The sequence below is a fragment of the Microbacterium sp. Marseille-Q6648 genome (assembly GCF_943181415.1).
GTDB lineage: Bacteria > Actinomycetota > Actinomycetes > Actinomycetales > Microbacteriaceae > Microbacterium.
On record NZ_CALPBZ010000001.1, the window covers coordinates 676,140 to 698,875 of the forward strand.

Sequence of the window (22,736 nt, forward strand, 5' to 3'; positions counted from 1 at the left end):
CGGGCCTTTCCGGAGTGTTACGCGCCGACCTTGAAGCGGGCGAACCCGGTGAGGGTCAGCCCCGCATCCTTGGCGACCTGCGCGACGGAGAGCTTGTTGTCCTTCGCGTAGTCCTGGTCCAGGAGCGACACCTGCTTGAAGAACGCGTTCACGCGCCCCTCGACGATCTTGGGCAGCGCCGCTTCGGGCTTGCCCTCGCTGCGCGAGATCTCGGTCACGATCTCGCGCTCCTTGTCGACATCGGCCTCGGGGACCTCGTCGCGGTTCAGGTAGGACGGGTTGGCGAACGAGATGTGCTGCGCGAGGCTGCGCGCGGTCTCGGCGTCATCGCCCGAGTAGGCCAGAACGACGCCGACCTGCGGGGGAAGGTCCTTGCTGGTCTTGTGCAGGTAGACCTCGAACTTGTCGCCGGAGAGCGTGCGAACGCGTCGCAGCTCCACCTTCTCGCCGATGATGGCGGCCTCATCGTCGATCAGCTGCGCGACGGTCTGGCTGCCGGCGGGGGCGGCGAGAGCGGCGTCGACGGAGTCGGCGGCCACGGCGGCGACAGCGTCGGCCACCTTGTCCGCGAGGGCGATGAAGCGGTCGTTCTTCGCGACGAAGTCGGTCTCGCACGCCAGCTCGATGAGGGTGACCTTGTCGCCCTGCTCGCGCGCGGCGATGAGGCCTTCGCTCGTCGAACGGTCAGCGCGCTTGGCGTTGCCCTTCGCGCCCTTCAGACGCAGGATCTCGACGGCCTTCTCGACATCGCCATCGGCCTCTTCGAGGGCCTTCTTCGTGTCGACCATGCCGGTGCCGAGCTGCTCGCGCAGCGCCTTGATGTCGGCGATCGTGAAGTTTGCCATGGGTGGCGGCTCCTATGTTGTGATGCGTTCTCGTGGATGCCTCGGCGGGATCCCGATCGGGAATCCCGCCGAGGCGATGATCGTGCGGAGTGCTTACTTCGCGGCGGTCTCGTCGGCGACCGCGGTCTCGGCATCGGCCTCGGGTGCCTCGGCCTCGGGTGCCTGAGCTTCCGCCGTCTGGCCCTCGGCGATGATCTCCTCGGCCTCAGCCTGGGCGACGTTCTCGTCGGCGACCTTCTCGGTCTCAGCGGACGACTGCTCCGGCGTGGGCTGCTCGAGCAGCTCGCGCTCCCAGTCGGCGAGGGGCTCGGCGGCCTCGGCCTCGTCGGAGGGCTGGTGACGCTGGATGAGACCCTCGGCGGCGGCATCGGCGATGATGCGGGTCAGCAGGCTGACCGAGCGGATCGCGTCGTCGTTGCCGGGGATCGGGTACTGGAACTCGTCCGGGTCGGCGTTGGTGTCGAGGATGCCGATCACGGGGATGCCGAGCTTGGCCGCCTCGTCGATCGCGAGGTGCTCGCGCTTGGCGTCGACGACCCAGATCGCCGACGGCGTCTTCTGCAGGTTGCGGATGCCGCCCAGCGACTTGTGCAGCTTGTCGAGCTCGCGCTTCTTCAGCAGGAGCTCCTTCTTCGTGAAGCCGCTCGCCGCGGGGTCTTCGAAGTCGAGCTCCTCGAGCTCCTTCATGCGCTGGAGTCGCTTCGACACCGTCTGGAAGTTGGTGAGCAGTCCGCCGAGCCAGCGCTGGTTCACGTAGGGCTGGCCGACGCGCGTCGCCTGCTCGGCGATGATCTCCTGCGCCTGCTTCTTGGTTCCGACGAAGAGGATGGTGCCGCCGTGGGCGACGGTCTCCTTGACGAACTCGTACGCCTTGTCGATGTACGACAGCGACTGCTGCAGGTCGATGATGTGGATGCCGCTGCGCTCGGTGAGGATGAAGCGCTTGACCTTCGGGTTCCACCGGCGGGTCTGGTGTCCGAAGTGCACGCCGCTGTCGAGCAGCTGGCGAATGGTGACGACGGCCATGGCCGTTCTCCTTCTCTGGCGCACGGGGCGCCGTTCTTGCGGTTGATTCGCGTCGTCGTGTTCGACGACGTGCCTGGTGCCCGGCGCACGCCCGCCTCGAGGTTTACGAGGACCGATGGGGGTGGATGCCGCGCCGCACGCTTCTTTCGAAAGTGCCGCGCTCTGGGCACGCGGAGTCATCCCGACGAGCGGGATGCGGGGTCCAGTGTATCAGTCACCGGTTCCTCCACAGCCTCGCCCGGGCGACGGTTCGTCCACGGTGGTCGGCCGTCGGGTCGGGGGCGCGGCACGGGCCGTCAGGCTGTGGAGATGTTCCTCCGTGGCATCCGGATCAGAGCCGCGCGCCGGGCGGCGGGCGTCGTCCTGGCTGTGGCTGTCGCGCTGCTTCCCACGAGCACGTTGTCGGGTGATCCGTCGGTGCCGGCGCCGCCGGCGCCAGAGGACGGCGCGACCTCGTCTCGATGGACGTGGCCGCTGGAGCCGTTCAGCCTGGAGCGACCCTTCGAGGCGCCGGCGCATCGGTATGCCAGCGGTCACCGCGGGGTCGACGTGCGGGCGGCGGGCGTGCTCACGGTGCGCGCGCCCGCCGGAGGGGTCGTCGCCTTCGCCGGTCGGGTCGTGGATCGCGACGTGCTGACGATCGATCACGGCGGCGGGCTCGTCACGACGCTCGAACCGGTGACATCCGCCCTGTCGCCCGGCGAACCCGTCACCGCGGGCGACACCGTCGGGGAGCTCTCCGTCGGGGGACACACCGAGCCCGGCGCGCTCCACATCGGCGTGCGTATGGATGGGGAGTACATCAACCCGATGACTCTCTTCGGCGAGGTGCCGCGAGCGGTGCTCCTGCCCTGCTGCTGAGGCTCCCCGTTCAGGCGCGCGGGTGCGCGAGCCGGTAGGCCGCGTTCAGTCGCTCGCTCGAGACGTGCGTGTAGATCTGCGTGGTGCCGAGGCTCGCGTGCCCGAGGATCTCCTGCACCGTGCGCAGGTCCGCGCCGCCGTCGAGCAGATGGGTCGCCGCCGAGTGTCGCAGCGAATGCGGCCCGGTGTCTCCGCCCACGAGCGGGCCGACCGTGCGGGCGACCAGGTCGTACACCGCGCGCGGGCCGATCCGGCCGCCGCGGGCACCCAGGAAGACGGCACCCGCGGGCATCGGACGTTCCACCGACGACCGCGGTCCACCGGCATCCCGAGCAGCACCCCGCGGGCCGACCTCGGCACGCGCCGCCAGCGCCGGACGTCCCCGCACGAGGTATGACTCGAGCGCGCGGGACGCGGGCGCCCCGTACGGCACCACGCGTTCCTTCGCGCCCTTGCCGGTGACCCGCACGGTTCGGCGATCGCCGTCGACGTCATCGATGTCGAGTCCGCACAGTTCGCTCACGCGGACACCGGAGCCGTACAGGATCTCCAGGATGGCGTGATCTCGCAGAGCGACCGGGTCGCCACCCGCGGCTCGCGTCGCCATCTCTTCGAGCAGGTTCCCGAGGTTCGCTGCGGTTGCCACGGTGGGCAGCGTGCGCCCGCGTTTCGGTGCCACGAGACGCAGGCTCGGGTCCTGCGCGACGTGCCCGTGCTCGAGTGCCCAGGCGAAGAAGCCGCGAGCGGTCGCGGTGCGGCGGGCGACCGTCGATCTGGCATCGCCGCGCTCGGTCGACCGCCACAGCCAGTCGCGCAGGTCCTCGAGGTCGACTGATGCCACGTCGCGGTCGTCGCAGGTGGCGGCCAGATCGGCGAGATCGGCGCGGTACGCGCGCACCGTCGCCGGCGAGAGCCGCCGCACGCGGGCGAGGTGCTCCGCATATCGGTCGGCGGCTTCGGACAGGCGCATACCGTCAGTGTGCCAAGAAGGCCCGGGTGTGCTCGCGGGGCGCACCGCCGTGGCCGAATCGCGTCAGCGTGCCCGCGCGCCGGTGGGGCGGCGCCAGCCGGCTGAGCCGTGCTCGGCCGTGCCCTCGAGCTGCAGAAGGCCGAGGACGGCCGTCACCTCCTCGAGGGGCATCCCGCAGCGTGCGGCGATCTCGTCGATGGAGCGGTGTGACCGCGACGAGAGCGCATCCCGCACGCGGGTGACGTCGTCGGTCCTGCCGTCCCCCGCCGGCGAGAGCGTCGGGCGGTCGACGCCCAGCATCTCGCGCACGTCCGCGGCGCCGGTGACGCACACGGCGTCGTACTCGCGCAGCAGCCGATGCGTCCCCGCGGAGGCGGCGCTGGTCACCGGTCCGGGCACCGCACCCAGCAGGCGGCCGAGGGCGGCAGCGTGCCCGGCCGTGTTCAGCGAGCCGCTGCGCCAGCCGGCCTCGACCACGACGGTGACGTCGGAGAGCGCGGCGATGAGCCGATTCCGTTGGAGGAACCGCCACTTCGTCGGCGCACCGCCGCACGGCACCTCGCTCATCACCGCGCCTGAGCGTGCGATGCGGTCGGACAGCTGGGCATGACCCGACGGATAGGGGCGCTCCACCCCACCGGCCGAGAGCGCGACGGTCGTCCCCCCTGCGCAGAGAGCGGCCCGGTGCGCTGCGCCGTCGATGCCGTAGGCGGCACCCGACACCACCAGGATCCCGGCGCCGGCGAGCTCGGCGGCGAGTTCGCCCGCGACGAGCTCTCCGTACGAGGTCGCCGCGCGGGCACCCACGATCGCCACGCTCACCGCGGCGCTCGCCGCGGCAGGGTCGCCTCGCACCCACAGGCAGGCCGGCCCGTGTATGCCGAGGTCGTCGAGCCGCCCGGGCCATTCCTCGTGCCCGGGGGTCAGCAGCCTGATGCCGGCGGCGCGGGCGGTGGCGAGCCCCGCAGCGATGGCGCGCTGATCCAGCCGGGGAGCCCAGCGGGCGCGCGCGCGGTCGAACTCTTCGCGCGTGACGCCGGCAGACGCCGGCACCGCCTCTCCGTTCAGCACGACGCGCAAGGCGGCCGCCGGCCCGAGCGCCAGGCGCAGGCACCCGGCGATCCCGTCGCCCGGCTCGGCGAGGAACGACCAGATCGCCCGCGCGTAATCGGACACCGCGTCCGTCGACCGGCTGTCGGGAGTGAGCCCCCGCAGCGCCGCGCGTGCCGCGGTCTCGGTCAGTTCGGTTCCGGCGTTCATGCCGCGATCCCCTTCTTCAGGTACAGCGCTCGGCCGATGTGGGCGGGCGTCAGCCGGCTCTCCTCTTCCAGATCGGCAAGGGTCCAGGCGACGCGCAGGACGCGGTCGTACCCGCGCAGCGTGAGCGCTCCGCTTCTCAAGGCGGTGTCCAGCGGGCGCCGCACGTCGGGCGGGGGCGCCATCGGGCCCGTGCGCAGCCAGGTGCCCTTCACCTGCGCGTTGACCCGCCACGGCGTGTCCTTCAGCCGGCGGGCCGCGCGGGCGCGCGCCGCCGTGACGCGCACGCGCGAGCTCGCGGTCGTCGGGCGCGGGACGGAGTCATCCGCATGGGCGACGACGACGCGGGTCAGCGAGAGCTGGATATCCATGCGATCCAGCAGCGGACCCGAGAGCCTCCCCAGATAGCGGCGGATCGCGGAGGGCGGGCAGGCGCAGTCGCCCCCGCGTATGCCGTAGTCGCCGCATGGGCAGGGGTTGGTCGCGAGGACCAGCTGGAAGCGGGCGGGGAAGGTCGCCGTGATCCCCGCGCGATCGATCGTGATCTCGCCCTTCTCGAGCGGCTGGCGGAGCGCGTCGAGACAGTGCGCGGGGAACTCCCCCGCCTCGTCGAGGAAGAGCACCCCCTCGGACGCCCGGGCGATGGCACCCGGCCGGACGATCCGCGAGCCGCCGCCCACCAGTGCCGCGACGCTCGCGGTGTGATGCGGCGCCTCGAACGGCGGCGTGTGCGAGATGCTCGCGATCGGCTGGCCCGACAGTGATCTGATGGACGCCGCCGTCAGGGCGGCGGCGTCGTCGAGATCGGGAAGGATGCCGGGGAGCCGACGCGCCAGCATGGTCTTCCCGGCGCCGGGCGGGCCGCACATCATCACGTGGTGGCCGCCCGCCGCAGCGGCCACCATCGCCTCGACCGCCTCCCGCTGTCCGATCACGTCGGCGAGGTCCACGTCCTCGCCCGCCGCGGGCGCCGCCGCCTCGTGGGTGACCGGCTCCATCGGCACCGGCACCACATCCGCGCCGTGCCATGCGGCGACCTCGGCGAGGTTCACCGCGCCGAGCACCTCGACGCCTCGGATGAGCTCGGCTTCGGCGCGGTTCGCGTGCGGCACGACGACGCGGCGCACGCCGGCCTGCGCGGCGGCGTGCACCGCCGGAAGCACCCCCGGGACAGGACGCAGCCGCCCATCCAGCCCGAGTTCGCCGACGTGCATCGTCCGACTGAGCCGCATCGCGTCCATGCGCATCTCGGTCGCGAGAGATGCGATCGCGATCGCCACGTCGAACGCAGAGCCCTGCTTGGGAACGCTCGCCGGCGACAGGTTCACCGTCAGCCTCCGTCGCGGAAGCGGCAGTCCGTTGTTCGCGCACGCGTTGTGCACCCGCTGCACGGCTTCGCCGAGCGCCTTGTCCGGCAGTCCGATGATGCGGAACCCCGGCGTCTGGTTCGACAGATCGGCCTCCACCGCGACGAGGCCGCCGTCCAGCCCGGTCAGTCCGGCCGCCCACGTGCGCGCGACGGTCACTGCAGATCCATATCGACCAGATGCTCGAGTGCGCCGGTGGCGGGATCGGGCCCGACCACCGCGATCGCGTCCAGCCTCAGCCTGCGCCCCTGCGCGAGGGGGCGATGAGCGGCGATCCATGCGACGGCCAGACGCCACAGCCGCTCCCGCTTCCGCTGATCGATCGCCTCGAGGGGGTGGCCGAACGCCTCACCGCGACGGGTCTTGACCTCGACCACGACGAGGTCGCGCCCGCGTGCCACCACCAGGTCGATCTCTCCGGCGGCGCACCGCCAGTTCCGATCCAGCACGGTCCAGCCGTCGTCGGCGAAGTAGCGGGCCGCGCGGTCCTCACCGGCGCGCCCGAGCACATCCTTGTCTGCCATGCCGGCCATGCTCGCGCGCGGACGCGGTCGAAACGGCGCTGCGGGACCGTCCCGTGGACAGGTGAGCGGTCGCGACCGGCTGTGGGGTCGAGGATGACCCCGGAATGTCAGCTGTCGAGCGACAGCTCTTCCGGCAGCTGGAAGTCACGGCGCGACAGCTCTTCGACGTTGACGTCCTTGAACGTGAGGACGCGAACCGACTTGACGAAGCGATCCGCTCGGTAGATGTCCCACACCCACACGTCTGTCATCGAGATCTCGAAGTAGAAGTCGTGCTCGGTGTCGCGGCGGACCACGTTCACCTCGTTGGCGAGGTAGAAGCGTCGCTCGGTCTCGATCACGTACTGGAACTGCGATACGACGTCGCGGTACTCCCGATACAGGGCCAGCTCGAGCTCACGGTCGTAGTCTTCGAAGACGTCGTCATCCATGGTGAGTCCATCCTAGGGCGCGCTCAGAAGAGCGTCGGCGCGTCGGTGATCGCCCAGGACGCGCGGTGATGAGCCGAGATGCCGTGCTCGCGGATGGCAGCCCGGTGGTCGGGGCTGGCATAGCCCTTGTTGCGGCCCCACCCGTACGCGGGGAACTCGTCGTGGAGACCGGTCATGAGACAGTCCCGGGCCACCTTGGCGATGACGGATGCCGCCGCCGCACTCGCGCAGTCCCGGTCGGCCTTGATCACCGGACGGACCCGCAGGTCGGTGCCGCCGGCCGGCGTGATGTAGTCGTAGTTCCCGTCCAGGAGCACGATCCCATCCTCAGGGGCGACGCCGTGGGCGCGAAGATCCGCCAGCGCATGCAGCGTGGCCAGGCCCAGTGCGCGGATGATGCCGATCTCGTCGATCTCGCGGGCGCTGGCCCACCCCACGGCGCTGGCGGCGACCCAGTCCGCAGCCCGCGCGGCGACCTCGGGGCGGCGGTGCTCCGGGACGAGCTTCGAATCGCGCAAGCCCGTGGGGACGCGTTTGCGAGAGCGCGGAGCGTCCACGGCCACGGCGCCCACGGCGACGGGACCCGCAAGGGCGCCGCGTCCGACCTCGTCGCACGCGATGACCAGGGTGTGCTCCTTGAGCAGACGCCGTTCGAGCGTCAGCCGCGGCTCGACGACGGTCATGGGGACGCCTGGGGCTCCGTCACGACCGGCTCCGGCACACCCGCGAAATCGGCGCTGTGACTGTCGACCGGGCCGAAGCGGTTCAACGGCCAGGTGATGAGGAAGACCCGGCCGACGACGTTGTCGACCGGCACGAATCCTGCGCCGGGCTGATCGGTGTTGTACCGGGAGTCCTTCGAGCGATACCTGTTGTCGCCGAGGACCCAGAGGCTGTCGGCGGGAACGGTCACGTCGAACTGATCCGCGGATGCCGCGGAGTCGGCCGTCGGGGTCTTGATGTAATCGCTCTCGTCCACAGGGACCCCGTTGACGGTGATCTGCCCGATCGCGTTGCAGCACACCACGTTGTCGCCGGGGAGCCCGACGATCCGCTTGACGAGATGGTCGTCGCTATCGGGGGCGGACAGCCCGACCAGGGAGAGCATCCAGTCGATCGCCTCGACGACGGGGGGCCGATCGGGTTCGGGCGTCACCGGGAGCCACCCGCCGGGGTCGCGGAACACCACGATCTCGCCCCGCTCGTAGTCGGTGAATCGCGGGGTGATCTCATCGACGAGGATCCGATCGCGGATCTCGAGCGTGTCCTCCATCGACCCGGACGGGATGTAGAACGACCGCACCAGGAAGGTCTTGACCAGGAAGGAGACGAGCACCGCGATGACGATGATGACGACGACGTCGCGCAGGAATCTGACCCAGCTGCGACGACGTCGGGCTCCCGCTGACGCGCGCCCGACGTTCGGCGGCGCCGGGGCGGTCTTCTCGCTCGTCATGCAGGATCCTCCAGCGGGCTCGCCGCCGGTCGGAGGGCCACCATCCAAGGTTCGCACATTCCCGGCGCGCCGCGGCAACGACGAAGCCCCGGTCCGACCGGACCGGGGCTTCGTCGGAAGAGCGTCAGTTGCCGCGCTTCTCCTTGATCTTGGCCTTCTTGCCGCGGAGGTTCCGCAGGTAGTAGAGCTTCGCGCGACGCACGTCGCCACGGGTGACGACCTCGATGTGGTCGATCACCGGGCTGTGGACCGGGAAGGTGCGCTCGACGCCGACCTGGAAGCTGATCTTGCGGACGGTGAAGGTCTCGCGCACGCCGTCGCCGGAGCGGCCGATGACGACGCCCTGGAACACCTGGATGCGGGAGCGGTTGCCCTCGGTGATGTTGACGTGCACCTTGACGGTGTCGCCGGGGCCGAAGGCGGGGATGTCGGAACGCAGGGATGCGGCGTCGACGGAGTCGAGGATCTGCATGATCGTATCTCTCTGCGGCCGCCACAGGTCGACCGCGGGATGGTGGGTGAAGGATGTCGTGTGCCCGGTGCCCGCCGGAGACATCCGGTGGGCGGGCTCCCCTGAGGCAGAACCTGGTCAGGGCACAAACGCCCATTCTGCCACGGATGGCACGGCCGGCCAAACCGCCGTTCAGCGGCCGCCGGGCTCCTGCCTCTCGCTCACGACGATGATCTCCTGCGGGGGCGTCGCTTGCGCGCGCGGGCCGGACACGGTCATGTATCCGCGGATGTCCGCCGTGCGGAGAAGTCCTGTGGGACGCGCCTCGCGCCACAGCTGCCACAGCGTGGACCAGAAGAGCCCCAGGCCGGCGAGGATCGCGACGACGAACGTGGCTCCCCACCAGTCCTGGCTGAAGAAGCCGAGCGCGATGATGAGGCCGTGCCACAGCGCGAGTCCCAGCACGTCCTGCCACGACACCGCCCGGTGGGCGCGCACCGTTCCGCGAGCTCGAACGAGCAGGGTGATGAGCAGCTGCCAGACGATCACGCCCGGGATGGCGAGGAACAGGACCCAGAGGAAGGCCCATGCGCCCGCGCCGGTGACGGCCCAGCCGACCAGAAGCCACAGGGGCAGCACGACGGCGGCGGGAAGCATCCATCCGAAGAACACGCGACGCACCAGCATGGGTCGATGCTACGCCGCGGGAGCAGCACCCGCCCGGCCGCGCGGCGACCCGGGGCATCCTCCCAGGTCGACGCCTTCGCATCCGACAGAATGGACTCCGACGAGAGGACGACACGCATGATCGAGTTGCGCACCCCGGCAGAGATCGAGGCGATGAGGCCCGCGGGACGTTTCGTCGCGGAGACGCTCGCAACGCTGCGCGACGAGACCACGGTCGGCACGAACCTGTTGGCGATCGACCGCCGCGCGCATGACCTGATCCGCCGCGCCGGGGCGACCTCGTGCTACATCGACTATCACCCCTCCTTCGGGGCGAGCCCGTTCGGAAAGGTGCTCTGCACGTCGGTGAACGACGCCGTCCTCCACGGTCTTCCGCACGACTACGCGCTGAAGGACGGCGATCTGGTGTCGCTCGACTTCGCCGTCTCGATCGACGGCTGGGTGGCCGACTCCGCCATCTCGTTCGTCGTGGGCACGCCGCGCGATGAGGACCTCGCGCTCATCGACACGACCCGACGCGCACTGGATGCCGCCATCGCCGCCGCTGTCGTCGGCAACCGCATCGGCGACATCTCGCACGCCATCGCCGACGTGGCCCACGGCGACGGCTATGCGATCAACACCGACTTCGGCGGTCACGGCGTCGGTCGCGTGATGCACGGCGACCCTCACGTGCCCAACGACGGCAAGGCCGGACGCGGCTATCCGCTGCGTGAAGGCCTGGTCGTGGCTCTCGAGCCCTGGTTCCTGCAGACCACGGACGAGCTCATCACCGATCCCGACGGCTGGACCCTGCGCAGCGTCGACGGCTCCCGCGGCGCCCACTCCGAGCACACCGTGGCGATCACGGCGGACGGCCCGCTCGTCCTCACCGACCGCTCGTTCCTCGGGGTCGACTGAGACCGAAGAGGTCAGCGCAGGTCGCCGCTCTCCACGACCGCGACGGCGACGGCCGGGAGCGTGAGCGCCCCCGACACGATGACGGCGGCGGGGTCGGTGGCCACGAGCACGTCGCTCACCGCGTCGAAGGTCACCGGTTCGTCCGACAGGTTCACCAGGATCTCGAGGCGTCCGCGTGACAGGCGATAGACGCGCCCGTCCACCGTCGTGCCGCCGACGACGCGACCCGAGAGCTGCGCCGCGTCGGGGTCGGTGAGTTCGGGTCGCTCGCGGCGCAGGTGCGCCAGTCGTCGATAGAGCTCGAGCAGGCGCGCGTGGTCGCCGGCCTCGGGTTCGCTCCAGTCCAGCTTGGACCGCTCGTAGGTGCGCGGATCCTGGGGGTCGGGGACGACCGACTCGTCCCATCCCATCCGCGCGAACTCCGCGACGCGCCCGCGAGCGGTGGCTTCGCCGAGCTCGGGCTCGGGATGGGACGTGAAGAACTGCCAGGGCGTCCGCGCGCCCCATTCCTCCCCCATGAAGAGCATCGGGGTCCCCGGCGCGGTCAGCGTGAGTACCGCGGTCACCGCGAGACGTTCGAGGCTCAGCGTCTGCGAAAGCCGGTCGCCGGTGGCGCGATTGCCGATCTGGTCGTGGTCCTGCGCGAAGGTGACCAGCCGCCAGGACGGCACGTCCGCGGGAATCGGCTTGCCGTGCGCCCGCTCGCGGAAGGACGAGAAGGTCCCATCGTGATAGAACCCCCGCGTCCAGACCTTCACCAGCGCCTCGGGGTCGGCGAAGTCGGCGTAGTAGCCGGCGGTCTCACCGGTGACCGCGACGTGCACGGCGTGGTGCCAGTCGTCGCTCCACTGCGCGGTGAGGCCGTAGCCGCCGGCCTCGCGGGGAAGGATCAGCGTCGGGTCGTTCATGTCGGACTCGGCGATGAGCGTCAGCGGGCGGCCCACGTGGGCCGCGAGGGCGTCGGTCGCCACCGCCAGTTCCTGCAGGATGTGGACGTCGGCGTTGTCGACGAGCGCGTGCACGGCGTCCAGCCGCAGACCGTCGACGCGATAGTCCCGCATCCACATCAGGGCGTTCTCGACGATGAACGACCGTACGGCCGCTTCGTCGAGATTCACCGAGTCTCCCCACGTGTTGCGCTGCGCGCTCCGCAGGTAAGGACCGTACTCGGGCAGGTAGTTCCCGCTCGGGCCGAGGTGGTTGTGGACGACGTCCTGGATGACGGCGAGTCCTGCACCGTGGGCGGCGTCGACGAAGCGCTGATAGGCGGCGGGCCCGCCGTAGGCCTCGTGGACGGTGTACCAGAGGACGCCGTCGTAGCCCCAGTTCCACACCCCGTTGAAGCCGTTGACGGGGAGCAGCTCGATGTGCGTGACCCCCAGCGACACCAGGTGCTCGAGCCTGCCGATCGCAGCGTCCAGCGTACCCTCGGGGGTGAACGTGCCGACGTGCAGCTCGTAGATGAGACCACCCGCGAGTTGCCGGCCGGTCCAGGCGGAGTCGGTCCACGCGAACGTGCTCGGATCGAACCACGCCGACGCGCCGTGGACGCCGTGCGGCTGGCGGCGCGAGCGGGGATCCGGACGCAGATCCTCTCCGTCGCCGAGCACGAATCCGTACTCGTCGCCGTCCGCGAGCTGGACGGGGGCACGCCACCATCCGGCATCCATCTTCTCGAGCTCGACATCGGTCGCGCCGGGGCGGCGCAGCCGCACGCGCTCGGGACGGGGTGCCCAGACCTCGATCATGGATCCTCCTCAGTCGTGGTCGGCCGCCAGCAGCGCGACCGGGTAGGTCTCGAGCAGCGCGCTCATCGGCACCGCTCCTCCGTCGAATCGTCGTCCGGTCAGCACGTCGGTCATCGTGCCGGGGGGCAGCATCAGCGCCGCGTCGCCCCAGCCCCCACGACGGACGAGGCCTTCCGGCAGCCGCGTCACCACAGCCACCGCCCCACCGCGATCGAAGGCAACCGCATGCTCCGCCGCCTGTCCGGCGACGGTCATGGGCGTGTAGCGGGTGAACAGCTGGGGCCGGTCGCGTCGCAGACGAAGCGCCCGGGAGGTCAGCAGGAGCTTCACGGCGCCGGATTCGTCGACGGGGGGCGTCCATCCGCCGTCCACCCGCGAGAGGAGCCCGCGACGCGCGCCGAAGTCCACGGGTCGCCGGTTGTCGGGGTCGACGAGCGACGTCTCCCACAGCTCCGAACCCTGGTAGACGTCCGGCACCCCTGGACCCGCCAGCTGCAGGAGCTTGGCAGCGAGGGAGTTGGACCACCCCGACGGCGCCACGCGCTCGACGAAGGACTCGACCTCGGCGCGGGCCGGACCGAACGCGGCATCCACCAGGGCGTGCATCCGCTCTTCGAAGGCCTCATCGGGGTCCCACCATCCCGTGGACTCGGCGGCCTCGCGTGCCGCTTTCTCCGCGTACGCGTGCAGGCGCTCCGGGGTCGCGGGCCACGACCCGACGATGGCCTGCCACAGCAGGGCGTCGAAGGGCCCGTGGCCGGTGGACGCGATACGCCGCAGCCGCCCGAGCGTCTCGGACCACTCCCCCGGCACTTCGGCGAGCACCGAGAGACGGGCGCGCACGTCTTCTCCGCGCTTGGTGTCGTGCGTCGACAGCGAGGTGAGGGCGTGGGGCCACGCGGCCTGGCGCCGGGCGAAGGCCGTGTGGAACCCGTCGACGTCGAGGGCGAACACCGACGGGTCGCCGCCGACCTCGGTCAGCGTTCCGAGGCGCGTCGCACGGTAGAACGCGGTGTCCTCCACGCCCTTGGCCATGACCGGGCCCGTGGTCTGCTGGAACCGTCGCGCCAGCTCACTGCCGGCATCGAGCAGCAGCGGCGCGAGTTCGCTGATCGCGGCGGAGAGCTCCGGCCGGCGCTGCGTCGCCTCCCGCACCGCGCGGTCGAACCACTCCCGCCCTGCGGGAAGGTACGAGCGGTAGACGGGGTAGCAGGCCAGCAGCTCCGCGAGTGCGTCCTCCGCGCGGTCCACAGGGTGCGGGAGGCAGCGGACGAGCCGGCGGATCTCCGCGACCTGGATCGTGTCGGCGATCATCCGCTTCGTCCCGTGGATGAGGTCGGGCCATGTCGGCGCGGGCCCTCCCCGCAGCTCGCCGTCGAGCCTGTCCAGGCCCGCCTCACCGGCCGGATCGATCAGGACGCGATCGATCTCGGCCATGGCGTCGTAGCCGGTGGTCCCGTCGGTCCGCCACCAGGCGGGCAGCATCTCGGGGTGCGCGGTCGCGCTGTGCTCGAGGATCTTCTCCACGAGCACGTACGCACCGCCGGTGGCGTCGGACAGCCGTTCGAGGTAGGCGCCCGGATCCGCCAGTCCGTCCGGGTGGTCGACGCGCAGCCCGTCGGCGAGTCCCTCGCGGAGCCAGCGGAGGATCTCGGCATGGGTCTCGTCGAACACCCACGGCACCTCCACCCGGACGCCGGCGAGTGTCGTCACGGCGAAGAAGCGCCGGTAGTTCAGCAGCGTCGCCTCGTCGCGCCAGAAGAGGAGCTCCCAGCGCTGGCGTGCGAGGACGGCACGAACGTCCACGCCGTCGCCGGCGTCGGCGGCGAGACCGTCCAGCGATCCCGGCGCCAACGGCAGCTCGTGATCGAAGTACCGGACGACGCCCGCTGCGGCATCCACCTTCACATCTTTCAGGGCCTCGTCCAGCGACGATCCGAGGATCGGCACCCGCACCCGCCCTCGGCCGAACTCCCAGTCGATGTCGAATGCGTCGGCGTAGCGCGAGGCCCGACCGTGCGTCAGCACATCCCACCACCACGGGTTCTGGCGCGGGTCCGCCACCCCCATGTGGTTGGGGACGACGTCGACCAGGATGCCGAGACCGGCCTCGCGGGCGTCGCGGGCGAACCGGCGCAGAGCTTCCGGCCCGCCGCGCGCGGCGTCCACACGGGTCGGGTCCACCACGTCGTAGCCGTGATCGGAGCCCGCGGTGGCCGCCAGCAGCGGCGACAGGTACGCCCAGTCGACCCCCAGGTCGCGCAGATACTCCACGACGCCGCGGGCGGCATCCAGGTCGAACGATTCGCGGATCTGCAGCCGATAGGTGGATACGGGTCGCCGGGACATGGGATCCCCTATCGCTCGAGCTCGGGCTTCGACGTGTGGGCGGGGGCCTCGGCGTCGGCGAGCGCGACGAGCGACGCCGCCACCGAGTGGTCGACCTCAGGTTCGGGCAGATCGTGCTGGCACAGCACCATCAGCGCCTTGGCCTCGAGCAGCACCGCGGCGCCGGGTTCGATCGCGGTCGCATCGGCCTGGACGCCCGCGGTGTCGACGAGCACGTCCCACTTGGGGCTGTACTCGTCGGTGGGGAGCGTGAAGTCCACCGCCTCGTCGCCCGCGTTGAACAGCACGATGAAGTGCTTGTCCGAGAGCGGCTCACCACGGCGATCCCGCTCGCGGATGCCGTCTCCGTTGAGGAAGACCCCGACGGCGCGGCCGAAGCCGGAGTCCCAGTCCTCGGGCTGCATGACGGAGCCGTCCGGGCGCAGCCACACGATGTCGGGGATCGGCGCGCCCTCTTCGCGGCGGACCGGGCGGCCGTTGAAGAATCGGCTGCGCCGGAAGGTGGGATGGTCGCGGCGGAGCCGGGCGACCGCCGCGGTGAACTCCAGCAGCGGCTGGTCCACGGTCTCCCAGTTCACCCACGTGAGCTCGTTGTCCTGCGCGTAGCCGTTGTTGTTGCCCTGCTGGGTGCGTCCGAGCTCGTCGCCGTGCAGCAGCATCGGCACGCCCTGCGACAGCAGCAGCGTCGCGATGAAGTTCCGCTGCTGGCGCGCCCGCATGGTCAGCACCGCGGCGTCGTCGGTCGGGCCTTCGACGCCGTGGTTGTTCGACCGGTTGTGGGACTCCCCGTCGTTGTTGTCCTCGCCGTTGGCGTCGTTGTGCTTCTCGTTGTAGGAGACGAGGTCGCGCAGGGTGAAGCCGTCGTGCGCCGTGACGAAGTTGATCGAGGCGACCGGGCGGCGCCCGGAGTGCTCGTAGAGGTCGGCCGAGCCGGTCAGCCGCGAGGCGAACTCCCCCAGCGCCTGGGGCTCGCCGCGCCAGAAGTCGCGCACCGTGTCGCGGTACTTGCCGTTCCACTCGGTCCACTGCGGCGGGAAGTTGCCGACCTGGTAGCCGCCCGGGCCCACGTCCCACGGTTCGGCGATGAGCTTGACCTGCGAGACCACCGGATCCTGCTGCACGAGCTCGAAGAAGGTCGCCAGGCGGTCGACGTCGTAGAACTCGCGCGCGAGGGTGGAGGCCAGGTCGAAGCGGAATCCGTCGACGTGCATGTCGAGCACCCAGTAGCGCAGCGAGTCCATGATGAGCTGAAGCGCATGGGGGTTTCCGACGTTCAGGCTGTTCCCCGTGCCGGTGTAGTCCGTGTAGTAGCGCTTGTCGTCGTCTTCGAGCCGGTAGTAGGCGGCGTTGTCGATACCGCGCATCGACAGCATGGGGCCCAGGTGGTTGCCCTCTGCCGTGTGGTTGTAGACGACGTCGAGGATGACCTCGATGCCGGCGGCGTGGAGGGCCTTGACCATCCCCTTGAACTCCTGCACCTGCTGGGCGCGCTGCCCCGTCGAGGCGTAGGTGTTCTGGGGGGCGAAGAACGCGATGGTGTTGTAGCCCCAGTAGTTCGAGAGCCCCTTGTCCTGCAGCGTCGAGTCGTTGACGAACTGGTGCACCGGCATGAGCTCGATGGCGGTGACGCCGAGCTTCTTCAGGTGATCGATGACCGCGGGGTGGGCGATGCCGCTGTAGCTGCCGCGCAGCTCCTCGGGGATGAGCGGGTGCAGCTGCGTCATGCCCTTGACGTGTGCTTCGTAGATGAAGGTCTCGGCGTACGGCGTCTTCGGGAGCCGGTCGCCCGCCCAGTCGAAGAAGGGGTTGATGACGACGCCCTTCATCATCGCGGCCGCGGAGTCCTCGTCGTTGCGGGAGTCCGGGTCGCCGAAGTCGTAGCTGAAGACCGACTGCCCCCAGCGCACCTGACCCTCGACGGCCTTGGCGTAGGGATCGAGCAGCAGCTTGTTCGGGTTGAAGCGCTGCCCGTTCTCGGGGTCGTAAGGGCCGTGCACGCGGTAGCCGTACCGCTGCCCGGGGCCGACGTTGGGCAGATAGACGTGCCACACGAACGCATCGACGTCGCGCAGCTCGACGCGGGTCTCCTTCCCGCGGTCGCCGAAGAGGCACAGCTCTACGCGTTCGGCTCCTTCGCTGAAGAGAGCGAAGTTCGTGCCGTTGCCGTCGAACGTCGCTCCCAGGGGATAGGCGGAACCGGGCCAGGTCTGCATGCAGCCTCCAAGTTGGCGGGAGTCTCACGATAGCGCCCGCTCCTGCACGGTCGTGGCGCGTTCTCACATCTGCTATAGGGGCGCAGTGAGGGAAACGTTCGCTGGGGGTAACGACGCGCGCAGGGGCGGTGAAACACCCCGCTCGTAGCGTGGCCGCCACACGACATCCCGACACCCTCAGGAGGCGTCATGACCGAGGCAGCATCCCGCCCGACCGGCGACCGCTCCGTCGAAAACTCGAAACATGGCGCTGACGCCCGCGCAACACCGGCCGCGTACGGTGACCCCATGAGCTCCACCCCCGCCACCGGACCCCACATCGTGGTGGTCGGGGCGGGGATGGTCGCGCACCGCTTCGTCGAGTCGCTGCTCTCGCGCGCCGACGACACGTGGCGCGTGACCCTCATCGGCGAGGAGCAGCGCCACCCCTACGACCGGGTGGGGCTGACGGCGTTCTTCGCAGGCTCGACGCCCGACGACCTGACACTGGACCCGGCGGTCGTGGACGACGACCCGCGGGTGCGCTTCGTCCGCGGCGATGCGGTGGTGCGGATCGACCGCGAGGCACGGCGGGTGACGACGGCCTCGGGACTCAGCGTCGCCTACGACCGGCTGGTCCTGGCGACGGGGTCGTACGCGGCGCGCCTGGCCGTGGACGGTTTCGACCTGCCCGGATGCTTCGTCTACCGGACCCTGGACGATGTCGAGTCGCTGCGCACCTTCGTGACGCGGCGCTCGGCCGAGCTCGGCCGTCCCCTCACCGGAACCGTCATCGGCGGCGGTCTGCTGGGGCTCGAGGCGGCGGGCGCGCTGCAGGGCCTGGATGTGACGTGCACCGTGGTGCAGTCCTCCGATCGGCTCATGAGCGCGCAGCTCGACCTCGCCGGGGGCAACGCCCTGCGCAGGCTCATCGAGGCGCGCGGGATCTCGGTGCGCACCGACACCGTGACCACGCGCCTGGACCCCGACCGCAGCGGGAGCGTCGCCGGGCTGGAGTTCCGCGACGGCTCGTACGGAGCCACCGACGTGGTGGTGTTCACCGTCGGCGTGCGTCCGCGGGACGAGCTCGCCCGGGCGGCGCGTCTGGACGTCCACCCGCGCGGCGGCGTGCTCATCGATGGGCACTGCGAGACGACCGATCCGCGCATCCTCGCGATCGGCGAGGTCGCGAATTTCGACGGGGCGTGCGTCGGGCTCGTCGCCCCCGGCTACGCGATGGCCGAAGTCGCCGCCAGCCGCCTCCTGGGCGGGCAGGCGACGTTCCCGGGGTACGACCTCTCCACGAAGCTCAAGCTCAGCGGCGTCGACGTCGCGAGCTTCGGGGATGCGTTCGCCGAGACGCCGGGCGCCCTCGACGTTGTGTACGCCGACCCGGTCGCCGGGGTGTACAAGAAGCTCGTCCTCTCGGACGACGCCAGGACGCTTCTCGGCGGGATCCTCGTCGGCGATGCGTCGGCCTACGGATCGCTGCGGCCGCTCGTGGGCGGTGCGCTCGGCGGGGATCCCGCCGCCTACCTGATGCCCGAGGGCGCGGTCGCTCCGCCCAGCGGTGACCTGCCCGACGCGGCGCTGGTGTGCTCGTGCAACAGTGTCACGGCCGGGGCCATCCGCGGCGCCGTCCACGACGACGGGTGCACCGACGTCGCGGCGGTGAAGGCCTGCACGAAGGCCGGCGCGGCGTGCGGATCGTGCCTCACCACGGTGAAGAAGATCGTCGGCAGCGAACTGACCAAGCTCGGGGCGTCCCTCAGCACCGCCATGTGCGAGCACTTCGACATGTCGCGCCGTCAGCTCTTCGACGCCGTGCGCGTCTCGCAGCTCACCACCTTCAGCGCGGTCATCGACCGGTTCGGGACCGGCCGCGGATGCGACATCTGCAAACCTGCGCTCGCCAGCATCCTCTCGACCCTCGTCCGCACGCACGTGCTCGACGGCGAGAACGCCACGCTGCAGGACACCAACGACCACGTGATGGCGAACCTGCAGAAGGACGGCAGCTACTCGGTGGTCCCCCGCATCCCCGGTGGGGAGATCAGTCCGGAGGGCCTCGTGGTCATCGGGCAGGTCGCGCAGGACTACGGCCTCTACACGAAGATCACCGGCGGACAGCGGATCGACCTGTTCGGCGCACGCCTCGAACAGCTCCCCGAGATCTGGAAGCGCCTCGTCGACGCCGGCTTCGAGTCGGGGCACGCGTACGGCAAGTCGCTGCGGACGGTGAAGTCGTGCGTCGGCTCGACCTGGTGCCGCTACGGCGTCCAGGACTCCGTGGGCATGGCCGTGCAGCTCGAGCTGCGCTACCGGGGCCTGCGCTCGCCGCACAAGATCAAGCTCGGCGTCTCGGGCTGCGCACGCGAATGCGCGGAGGCGCGCGGGAAGGACGTCGGCGTCATCGCCACCGAAGCCGGGTGGAACATGTACGTCGGCGGCAACGGCGGATTCACGCCCCGACACGCGGTGCTCCTTGCGGAAGGACTCAGCGACGACGAGCTGCTCACGGCCATCGACCGCTTCCTGATGTACTACATCTTCACCGCCGACCGGCTTCAGCGGACCGCACCGTGGTTCGAAGAGCTCGACGGCGGCGTCGAAGGACTGCGAGACGTGATCTTCGACGACAGCCTCGGCATCTGCGCCGATCTCGACGAGGCCATGGCCGCCCACATCGACGCGTACGAGGACGAGTGGAAGGCCACTCTGGAAGACCCCGACAAGCTCCGCCGCTTCGCCTCGTTCGTCAACGCCCCGCAGACGCCCGACCCCTCCCTGGCGTACACCGCCGAGCGCGGTCAGCCCCGACCCGCGACCGAGAGCGAGCGCGCCGAGGGCCGCGTGCTCATCGCCGGAACCACCCTGGAGGTGCGCCGATGACCATCACCGACACGCAGCGCACGGCGCAGCAGACGCCGCGCACGGACTGGGTGCGCATCTGCGCGCTCGCCGACCTCGAGACCGAGCGCGGGCGGGCGGCCCTCCTCGGGGACACCCAGATCGCCCTCTTCCTCCTTCCCGGCGGTCGTGTGCACGCGGTGTCGAACCTCGACCCGTACAGCGGCGCGCACGTCATCTCGCGCGGCATCGTCGGCACGCGCCAGGATGCGCCCACGGTGGCGTCGCCGATGTACAAGCAGGTGTTCGATCTGCGCACCGGCGCGTGCCTGGACACCCAGGGCAAGGAGCCGCGCACGCTGCGGGTCTGGCCGGTGGCGGTCTCGGACGGCCAGGTGCTCGTCCGGCAGGAGGCTGCGACGTGACGACGATGCTGGGGGTCTCGCTCGCCGGCCGAACCGTGGTCATGGTCGGCGCCGGCGCGGTCACCGCCCGGCGCCTGCGCCGATTCGTCGGGGACGGCGCGCGGATCCGGATCGTCGCCCCCGAGGCGGGCACGGAGGTCCGGGCGCTGATCGCGGAGCACGACCTGGTGTGGATCCCTCGACGCTTCCGCGCGGGCGACCTGGCCGGCGCGTGGCTGGTGCACACCGCCACCGGCGACGCCCGCACCGACGCGCGGGTCGCGGCGCTGTGCGAACGGCGTCGGATGCTGTGCGTCAACGCGTCGGACGGCGCGCACGGCTCGGCACGGCTGAGCGCGGAGGCACGCTCCGGCGACGTCGTCGTGGGTGTCGTGTCGGACGCCGCTGTCGATCCGTCCCGAGCTGCGCGGGTGCGCGACGCGGTCGCCGCGCTGCTGGACGAGGGACGCCTCCCCATCCGCCGACGGCGCCGGACCGCGCTCGGGCGGGTGGACCTCGTCGGCGGCGGTCCCGGACCCGTCGACCTTCTCACGGTCCGCGGTCGACGGCTCCTCGCCGAGGCGGACGTGGTCGTCGCCGACCGCCTGGGTCCCGTGGACGTCCTGCGCGAACTGGATCCCGACGTCGAGATCGTCGACGTCGGCAAGCGCCCCGGCGCCCACACCGTGCCCCAGGAGGAGATCAATCGCATCATCGTCGAGCGCGCGCAAGCCGGGAAGCGCGTCGTGCGGCTGAAGGGCGGCGACCCCTTCGTCTTCGGCCGGGGCGGCGAGGAAGTCGCCGCGTGCCTCGCCGCGGGCATCCCCGTCGAGGTCGTCCCGGGGCTGACCAGCGTCGTCTCGGTGCCGCAGTCCGCCGGGATCCCCGTCACCCACCGCGGCACGGCGGCCACCCTGCACGTCATCAACGGCCAGGGCGAGATCGCCTCGGCCTCCTCACGCGCCGCGCTCGCCGATCCGGCCGTGACGACGGTGATCCTCATGGGGGTCGCCGCGCTGCCTCGTCTGGTCGCCGAGGCCCTCGCGGCGGGTGCGGCGCCCGAGCAGCCGGTCGCTGTCATCGAGCGCGGACACACCCCGGCGCAGCGCACCACGCGCTCCACCCTGGGTGCGGTGGTCGAGGACGCTCGCCGCGCGGCGGTGACGAACCCGGCGGTCATCGTCGTGGGCGACGTCGCCCGCGCGGGACTCCTCCTGCCCGACCGGCAGCTGGCGGGTGACGCGCTCCGTTGACCTCTCCAGCTCCACCCCCGCGCGCTCCCCTCTCGGCCGCTCTCGACGGCTGCACGGTCGTGATCGCCGTCGACCGCAGGTCGGGCGAGCTCGCCGCAGCTTTGGAGCGCCACGGGGCGCAGGTGCGGCACGCGCCCGCCCTCACGATCGTGCCCCACATCGACGACGAGGCGCTGCTGACCGCCACGCGAGAGCTCATCGCGCATCCACCCGACGTGGTGGTGGCCACCACCGGCGTGGGGTTCCGCGGGTGGATGGAGGCGGCCGACGAGGCCGGCGTGCTCGACGAGCTGCACACCGCCATCTCGGGCGCGCAGATCGTGGCGCGCGGGCCCAAGGCACGCGGTGCGATCCAGCAGGCCGGATTCACCGCCGACTGGGTCGCCGAATCCGAGACGTCCGCGGAGCTGGGCGAATTCCTGGTCGCGGAGGGTCTGGCGGGCCGGCGCGTCGCCGTGCAGCACCACGGCTCGGGCGCCGACGGCCTCGACGAGCTGTTCGCCGCCCACGGAGCGGACGTGGTGAGCCTCACCGTCTACCGGTGGGGACCGCCCCCCGACACCGACGCGGTCATCCGCTCGGTGCAGGCCACCGCGCATGGCGAGGTGGACGCCGTGCTCTTCACCTCCGCCCCCGGAACGGCCGAATGGCTCGCCGCAGCCGCGCGCGAAGGGGTCGTGGCCGACATCGCCGAGCGCGCCCGCGGCGGTCGTCTCCTCCTGGCCGCCGTCGGCCCGATCACGGCAGGACCCCTCGAGCAGGCCGGTATCACGCCGCTCATCGCCGAGCGCGGGCGCCTGGGGTCCCTCGTCCGTGCGGTCGTCACGCACTTCGGCGGCGGCCACGCCGCGTCGGTGACGACCGGCGTCGGACGACTCGAGATGCGGAGCGGCGGAGCTGTCCTCGACGGCGTGCACATCCCGCTGTCACGAACCGGCGTCGACGTGCTCGGGGCGCTCTTCGACGCCGCGGGGAGCGTGGTGCCCCGCGCGCGCCTGCAGAACGCGCTGCCCCGCTCGGGCGCCAACACGCACGCGGTCGAGATGGCCGTAGCGCGGGTGAGGGAGGCGATCGGCGCACCGGAGCTGATCAAGACCGTGGTCAAGCGCGGCTACCGGCTGAACGTCCTCGACCCCGACGACTGAGCGCCGCGGCATCCGCGGGA

Annotated in this window: 20 protein-coding genes; 6 read left to right on the plus strand and 14 right to left on the minus strand. The window is 71.1% G+C overall.

The window, feature by feature from the left end:
• Positions 1–17: 17 nt before the first annotated feature.
• Together tsf and rpsB are read right to left on the minus strand one after the other, a co-directional pair.
• On the minus strand, positions 18–845 hold the full coding sequence (tsf, locus tag NFR93_RS03240) for a translation elongation factor Ts (protein ID WP_251449975.1): 828 nt from the start codon (positions 843–845) through the stop codon (positions 18–20).
• Between the two features lie 93 nt (positions 846–938).
• Positions 939–1,871 carry a 30S ribosomal protein S2 gene (gene rpsB / locus NFR93_RS03245; RefSeq protein WP_251449977.1) on the minus strand — a complete coding sequence of 311 codons (933 nt, stop codon included), beginning with the start codon at positions 1,869–1,871 and terminating at the stop codon, positions 939–941.
• A gap of 309 nt (positions 1,872–2,180) precedes the next feature.
• On the opposite strand from rpsB, the gene NFR93_RS03250 reads away from it, so the two are divergent.
• Entirely contained in the window at positions 2,181–2,732 is a 552-nt protein-coding gene (locus NFR93_RS03250; protein WP_251449979.1) for a murein hydrolase activator EnvC family protein, read from the plus strand.
• Positions 2,733–2,742: 10 nt separating this feature from the next.
• Here the strand turns inward: NFR93_RS03250 and NFR93_RS03255 are convergent, their stop codons facing one another.
• The 9 genes from NFR93_RS03255 to NFR93_RS03295 form a co-directional block, all read right to left on the minus strand.
• Entirely contained in the window at positions 2,743–3,702 is a 960-nt protein-coding gene (locus NFR93_RS03255; RefSeq protein WP_251449981.1) for a tyrosine recombinase XerC, read from the minus strand.
• A gap of 63 nt (positions 3,703–3,765) precedes the next feature.
• Positions 3,766–4,962, minus strand: a complete 1,197-nt coding sequence (gene dprA / locus NFR93_RS03260; protein WP_251449983.1) for a DNA-processing protein DprA — start codon at positions 4,960–4,962, stop codon at positions 3,766–3,768.
• Positions 4,959–6,485 carry a YifB family Mg chelatase-like AAA ATPase gene (locus NFR93_RS03265; RefSeq protein ID WP_251449985.1) on the minus strand — a complete coding sequence of 509 codons (1,527 nt, stop codon included), beginning with the start codon at positions 6,483–6,485 and terminating at the stop codon, positions 4,959–4,961. Before NFR93_RS03265 ends, dprA begins: the two co-directional genes overlap by 4 nt.
• The gene (locus NFR93_RS03270; RefSeq protein ID WP_251449987.1) at positions 6,482–6,850 is read right to left on the minus strand and encodes a YraN family protein; all 369 of its coding nucleotides are present in this window, start codon (positions 6,848–6,850) and stop codon (positions 6,482–6,484) included. The genes NFR93_RS03265 and NFR93_RS03270 overlap by 4 nt, the downstream gene beginning before the upstream one ends.
• A gap of 107 nt (positions 6,851–6,957) precedes the next feature.
• Positions 6,958–7,281: a DUF2469 family protein gene (locus tag NFR93_RS03275; RefSeq protein WP_121149251.1), complete on the minus strand. Its 324-nt coding sequence runs from the start codon at positions 7,279–7,281 to the stop codon at positions 6,958–6,960.
• A 23-nt stretch (positions 7,282–7,304) separates the two neighbouring features.
• Entirely contained in the window at positions 7,305–7,964 is a 660-nt protein-coding gene (gene rnhB / locus NFR93_RS03280) for a ribonuclease HII (protein ID WP_251449989.1), read from the minus strand.
• Positions 7,961–8,737 carry a signal peptidase I gene (gene lepB / locus NFR93_RS03285; protein ID WP_251449991.1) on the minus strand — a complete coding sequence of 259 codons (777 nt, stop codon included), beginning with the start codon at positions 8,735–8,737 and terminating at the stop codon, positions 7,961–7,963. The genes rnhB and lepB overlap by 4 nt, the downstream gene beginning before the upstream one ends.
• 124 nt (positions 8,738–8,861) lie before the next feature.
• Positions 8,862–9,209, minus strand: a complete 348-nt coding sequence (gene rplS, locus NFR93_RS03290) for a 50S ribosomal protein L19 (protein WP_251449993.1) — start codon at positions 9,207–9,209, stop codon at positions 8,862–8,864.
• 171 nt (positions 9,210–9,380) lie between these two features.
• Complete coding sequence (locus NFR93_RS03295; protein WP_251449995.1) at positions 9,381–9,875, minus strand: MFS transporter permease; 495 nt, start codon at positions 9,873–9,875, stop codon at positions 9,381–9,383.
• A gap of 117 nt (positions 9,876–9,992) precedes the next feature.
• Between NFR93_RS03295 and map the strand changes: the two genes are divergently transcribed.
• Positions 9,993–10,775: a type I methionyl aminopeptidase gene (gene map, locus NFR93_RS03300; RefSeq protein ID WP_251449997.1), complete on the plus strand. Its 783-nt coding sequence runs from the start codon at positions 9,993–9,995 to the stop codon at positions 10,773–10,775.
• Between the two features lie 11 nt (positions 10,776–10,786).
• Here the strand turns inward: map and treZ are convergent, their stop codons facing one another.
• The 3 genes from treZ to glgX are packed head-to-tail and all read right to left on the minus strand — an operon-like array spanning position 10,787 to position 17,085.
• Complete coding sequence (treZ, locus tag NFR93_RS03305) at positions 10,787–12,523, minus strand: malto-oligosyltrehalose trehalohydrolase (protein WP_251449999.1); 1,737 nt, start codon at positions 12,521–12,523, stop codon at positions 10,787–10,789.
• 9 nt (positions 12,524–12,532) lie between these two features.
• Complete coding sequence (gene treY, locus NFR93_RS03310; protein ID WP_251450000.1) at positions 12,533–14,872, minus strand: malto-oligosyltrehalose synthase; 2,340 nt, start codon at positions 14,870–14,872, stop codon at positions 12,533–12,535.
• Positions 14,873–14,880: 8 nt separating this feature from the next.
• On the minus strand, positions 14,881–17,085 hold the full coding sequence (gene glgX / locus NFR93_RS03315) for a glycogen debranching protein GlgX (RefSeq protein WP_251450002.1): 2,205 nt from the start codon (positions 17,083–17,085) through the stop codon (positions 14,881–14,883).
• 288 nt (positions 17,086–17,373) lie between these two features.
• Between glgX and nirB the strand changes: the two genes are divergently transcribed.
• The 4 genes from nirB to NFR93_RS03335 are packed head-to-tail and all read left to right on the plus strand — an operon-like array spanning position 17,374 to position 22,716.
• Positions 17,374–19,956 carry a nitrite reductase large subunit NirB gene (gene nirB, locus NFR93_RS03320; RefSeq protein ID WP_251450004.1) on the plus strand — a complete coding sequence of 861 codons (2,583 nt, stop codon included), beginning with the start codon at positions 17,374–17,376 and terminating at the stop codon, positions 19,954–19,956.
• Positions 19,953–20,339, plus strand: a complete 387-nt coding sequence (nirD, locus tag NFR93_RS03325) for a nitrite reductase small subunit NirD (protein ID WP_251450006.1) — start codon at positions 19,953–19,955, stop codon at positions 20,337–20,339. Before nirB ends, nirD begins: the two co-directional genes overlap by 4 nt.
• 5 nt (positions 20,340–20,344) lie before the next feature.
• Positions 20,345–21,571: a uroporphyrinogen-III C-methyltransferase gene (gene cobA, locus NFR93_RS03330; RefSeq protein ID WP_251451463.1), complete on the plus strand. Its 1,227-nt coding sequence runs from the start codon at positions 20,345–20,347 to the stop codon at positions 21,569–21,571.
• Positions 21,568–22,716, plus strand: a complete 1,149-nt coding sequence (locus NFR93_RS03335) for a uroporphyrinogen-III synthase (RefSeq protein ID WP_251450008.1) — start codon at positions 21,568–21,570, stop codon at positions 22,714–22,716. The genes cobA and NFR93_RS03335 overlap by 4 nt, the downstream gene beginning before the upstream one ends.
• Positions 22,717–22,736 lie beyond the last annotated feature (20 nt).

Coding starts and splice junctions, on each gene's coding strand:
- nirB (WP_251450004.1), top strand. CDS start 17,374: ATGAGCTCCACCCCCGCCACCGGACCCCACATCGTGGTGGTCGGGGCG.
- lepB (WP_251449991.1), bottom strand. CDS start 8,737: ATGACGAGCGAGAAGACCGCCCCGGCGCCGCCGAACGTCGGGCGCGCG.
- rnhB (WP_251449989.1), bottom strand. CDS start 7,964: ATGACCGTCGTCGAGCCGCGGCTGACGCTCGAACGGCGTCTGCTCAAG.
- rpsB (WP_251449977.1), bottom strand. CDS start 1,871: ATGGCCGTCGTCACCATTCGCCAGCTGCTCGACAGCGGCGTGCACTTC.
- NFR93_RS03270 (WP_251449987.1), bottom strand. CDS start 6,850: ATGGCAGACAAGGATGTGCTCGGGCGCGCCGGTGAGGACCGCGCGGCC.
- map (WP_251449997.1), top strand. CDS start 9,993: ATGATCGAGTTGCGCACCCCGGCAGAGATCGAGGCGATGAGGCCCGCG.
- nirD (WP_251450006.1), top strand. CDS start 19,953: ATGACCATCACCGACACGCAGCGCACGGCGCAGCAGACGCCGCGCACG.
- NFR93_RS03275 (WP_121149251.1), bottom strand. CDS start 7,281: ATGGATGACGACGTCTTCGAAGACTACGACCGTGAGCTCGAGCTGGCC.
- NFR93_RS03255 (WP_251449981.1), bottom strand. CDS start 3,702: ATGCGCCTGTCCGAAGCCGCCGACCGATATGCGGAGCACCTCGCCCGC.
- NFR93_RS03250 (WP_251449979.1), top strand. CDS start 2,181: ATGTTCCTCCGTGGCATCCGGATCAGAGCCGCGCGCCGGGCGGCGGGC.
- NFR93_RS03295 (WP_251449995.1), bottom strand. CDS start 9,875: ATGCTGGTGCGTCGCGTGTTCTTCGGATGGATGCTTCCCGCCGCCGTC.
- treY (WP_251450000.1), bottom strand. CDS start 14,872: ATGTCCCGGCGACCCGTATCCACCTATCGGCTGCAGATCCGCGAATCG.
- dprA (WP_251449983.1), bottom strand. CDS start 4,962: ATGAACGCCGGAACCGAACTGACCGAGACCGCGGCACGCGCGGCGCTG.
- glgX (WP_251450002.1), bottom strand. CDS start 17,085: ATGCAGACCTGGCCCGGTTCCGCCTATCCCCTGGGAGCGACGTTCGAC.
- treZ (WP_251449999.1), bottom strand. CDS start 12,523: ATGATCGAGGTCTGGGCACCCCGTCCCGAGCGCGTGCGGCTGCGCCGC.
- rplS (WP_251449993.1), bottom strand. CDS start 9,209: ATGCAGATCCTCGACTCCGTCGACGCCGCATCCCTGCGTTCCGACATC.
- tsf (WP_251449975.1), bottom strand. CDS start 845: ATGGCAAACTTCACGATCGCCGACATCAAGGCGCTGCGCGAGCAGCTC.
- cobA (WP_251451463.1), top strand. CDS start 20,345: ATGCTGGGGGTCTCGCTCGCCGGCCGAACCGTGGTCATGGTCGGCGCC.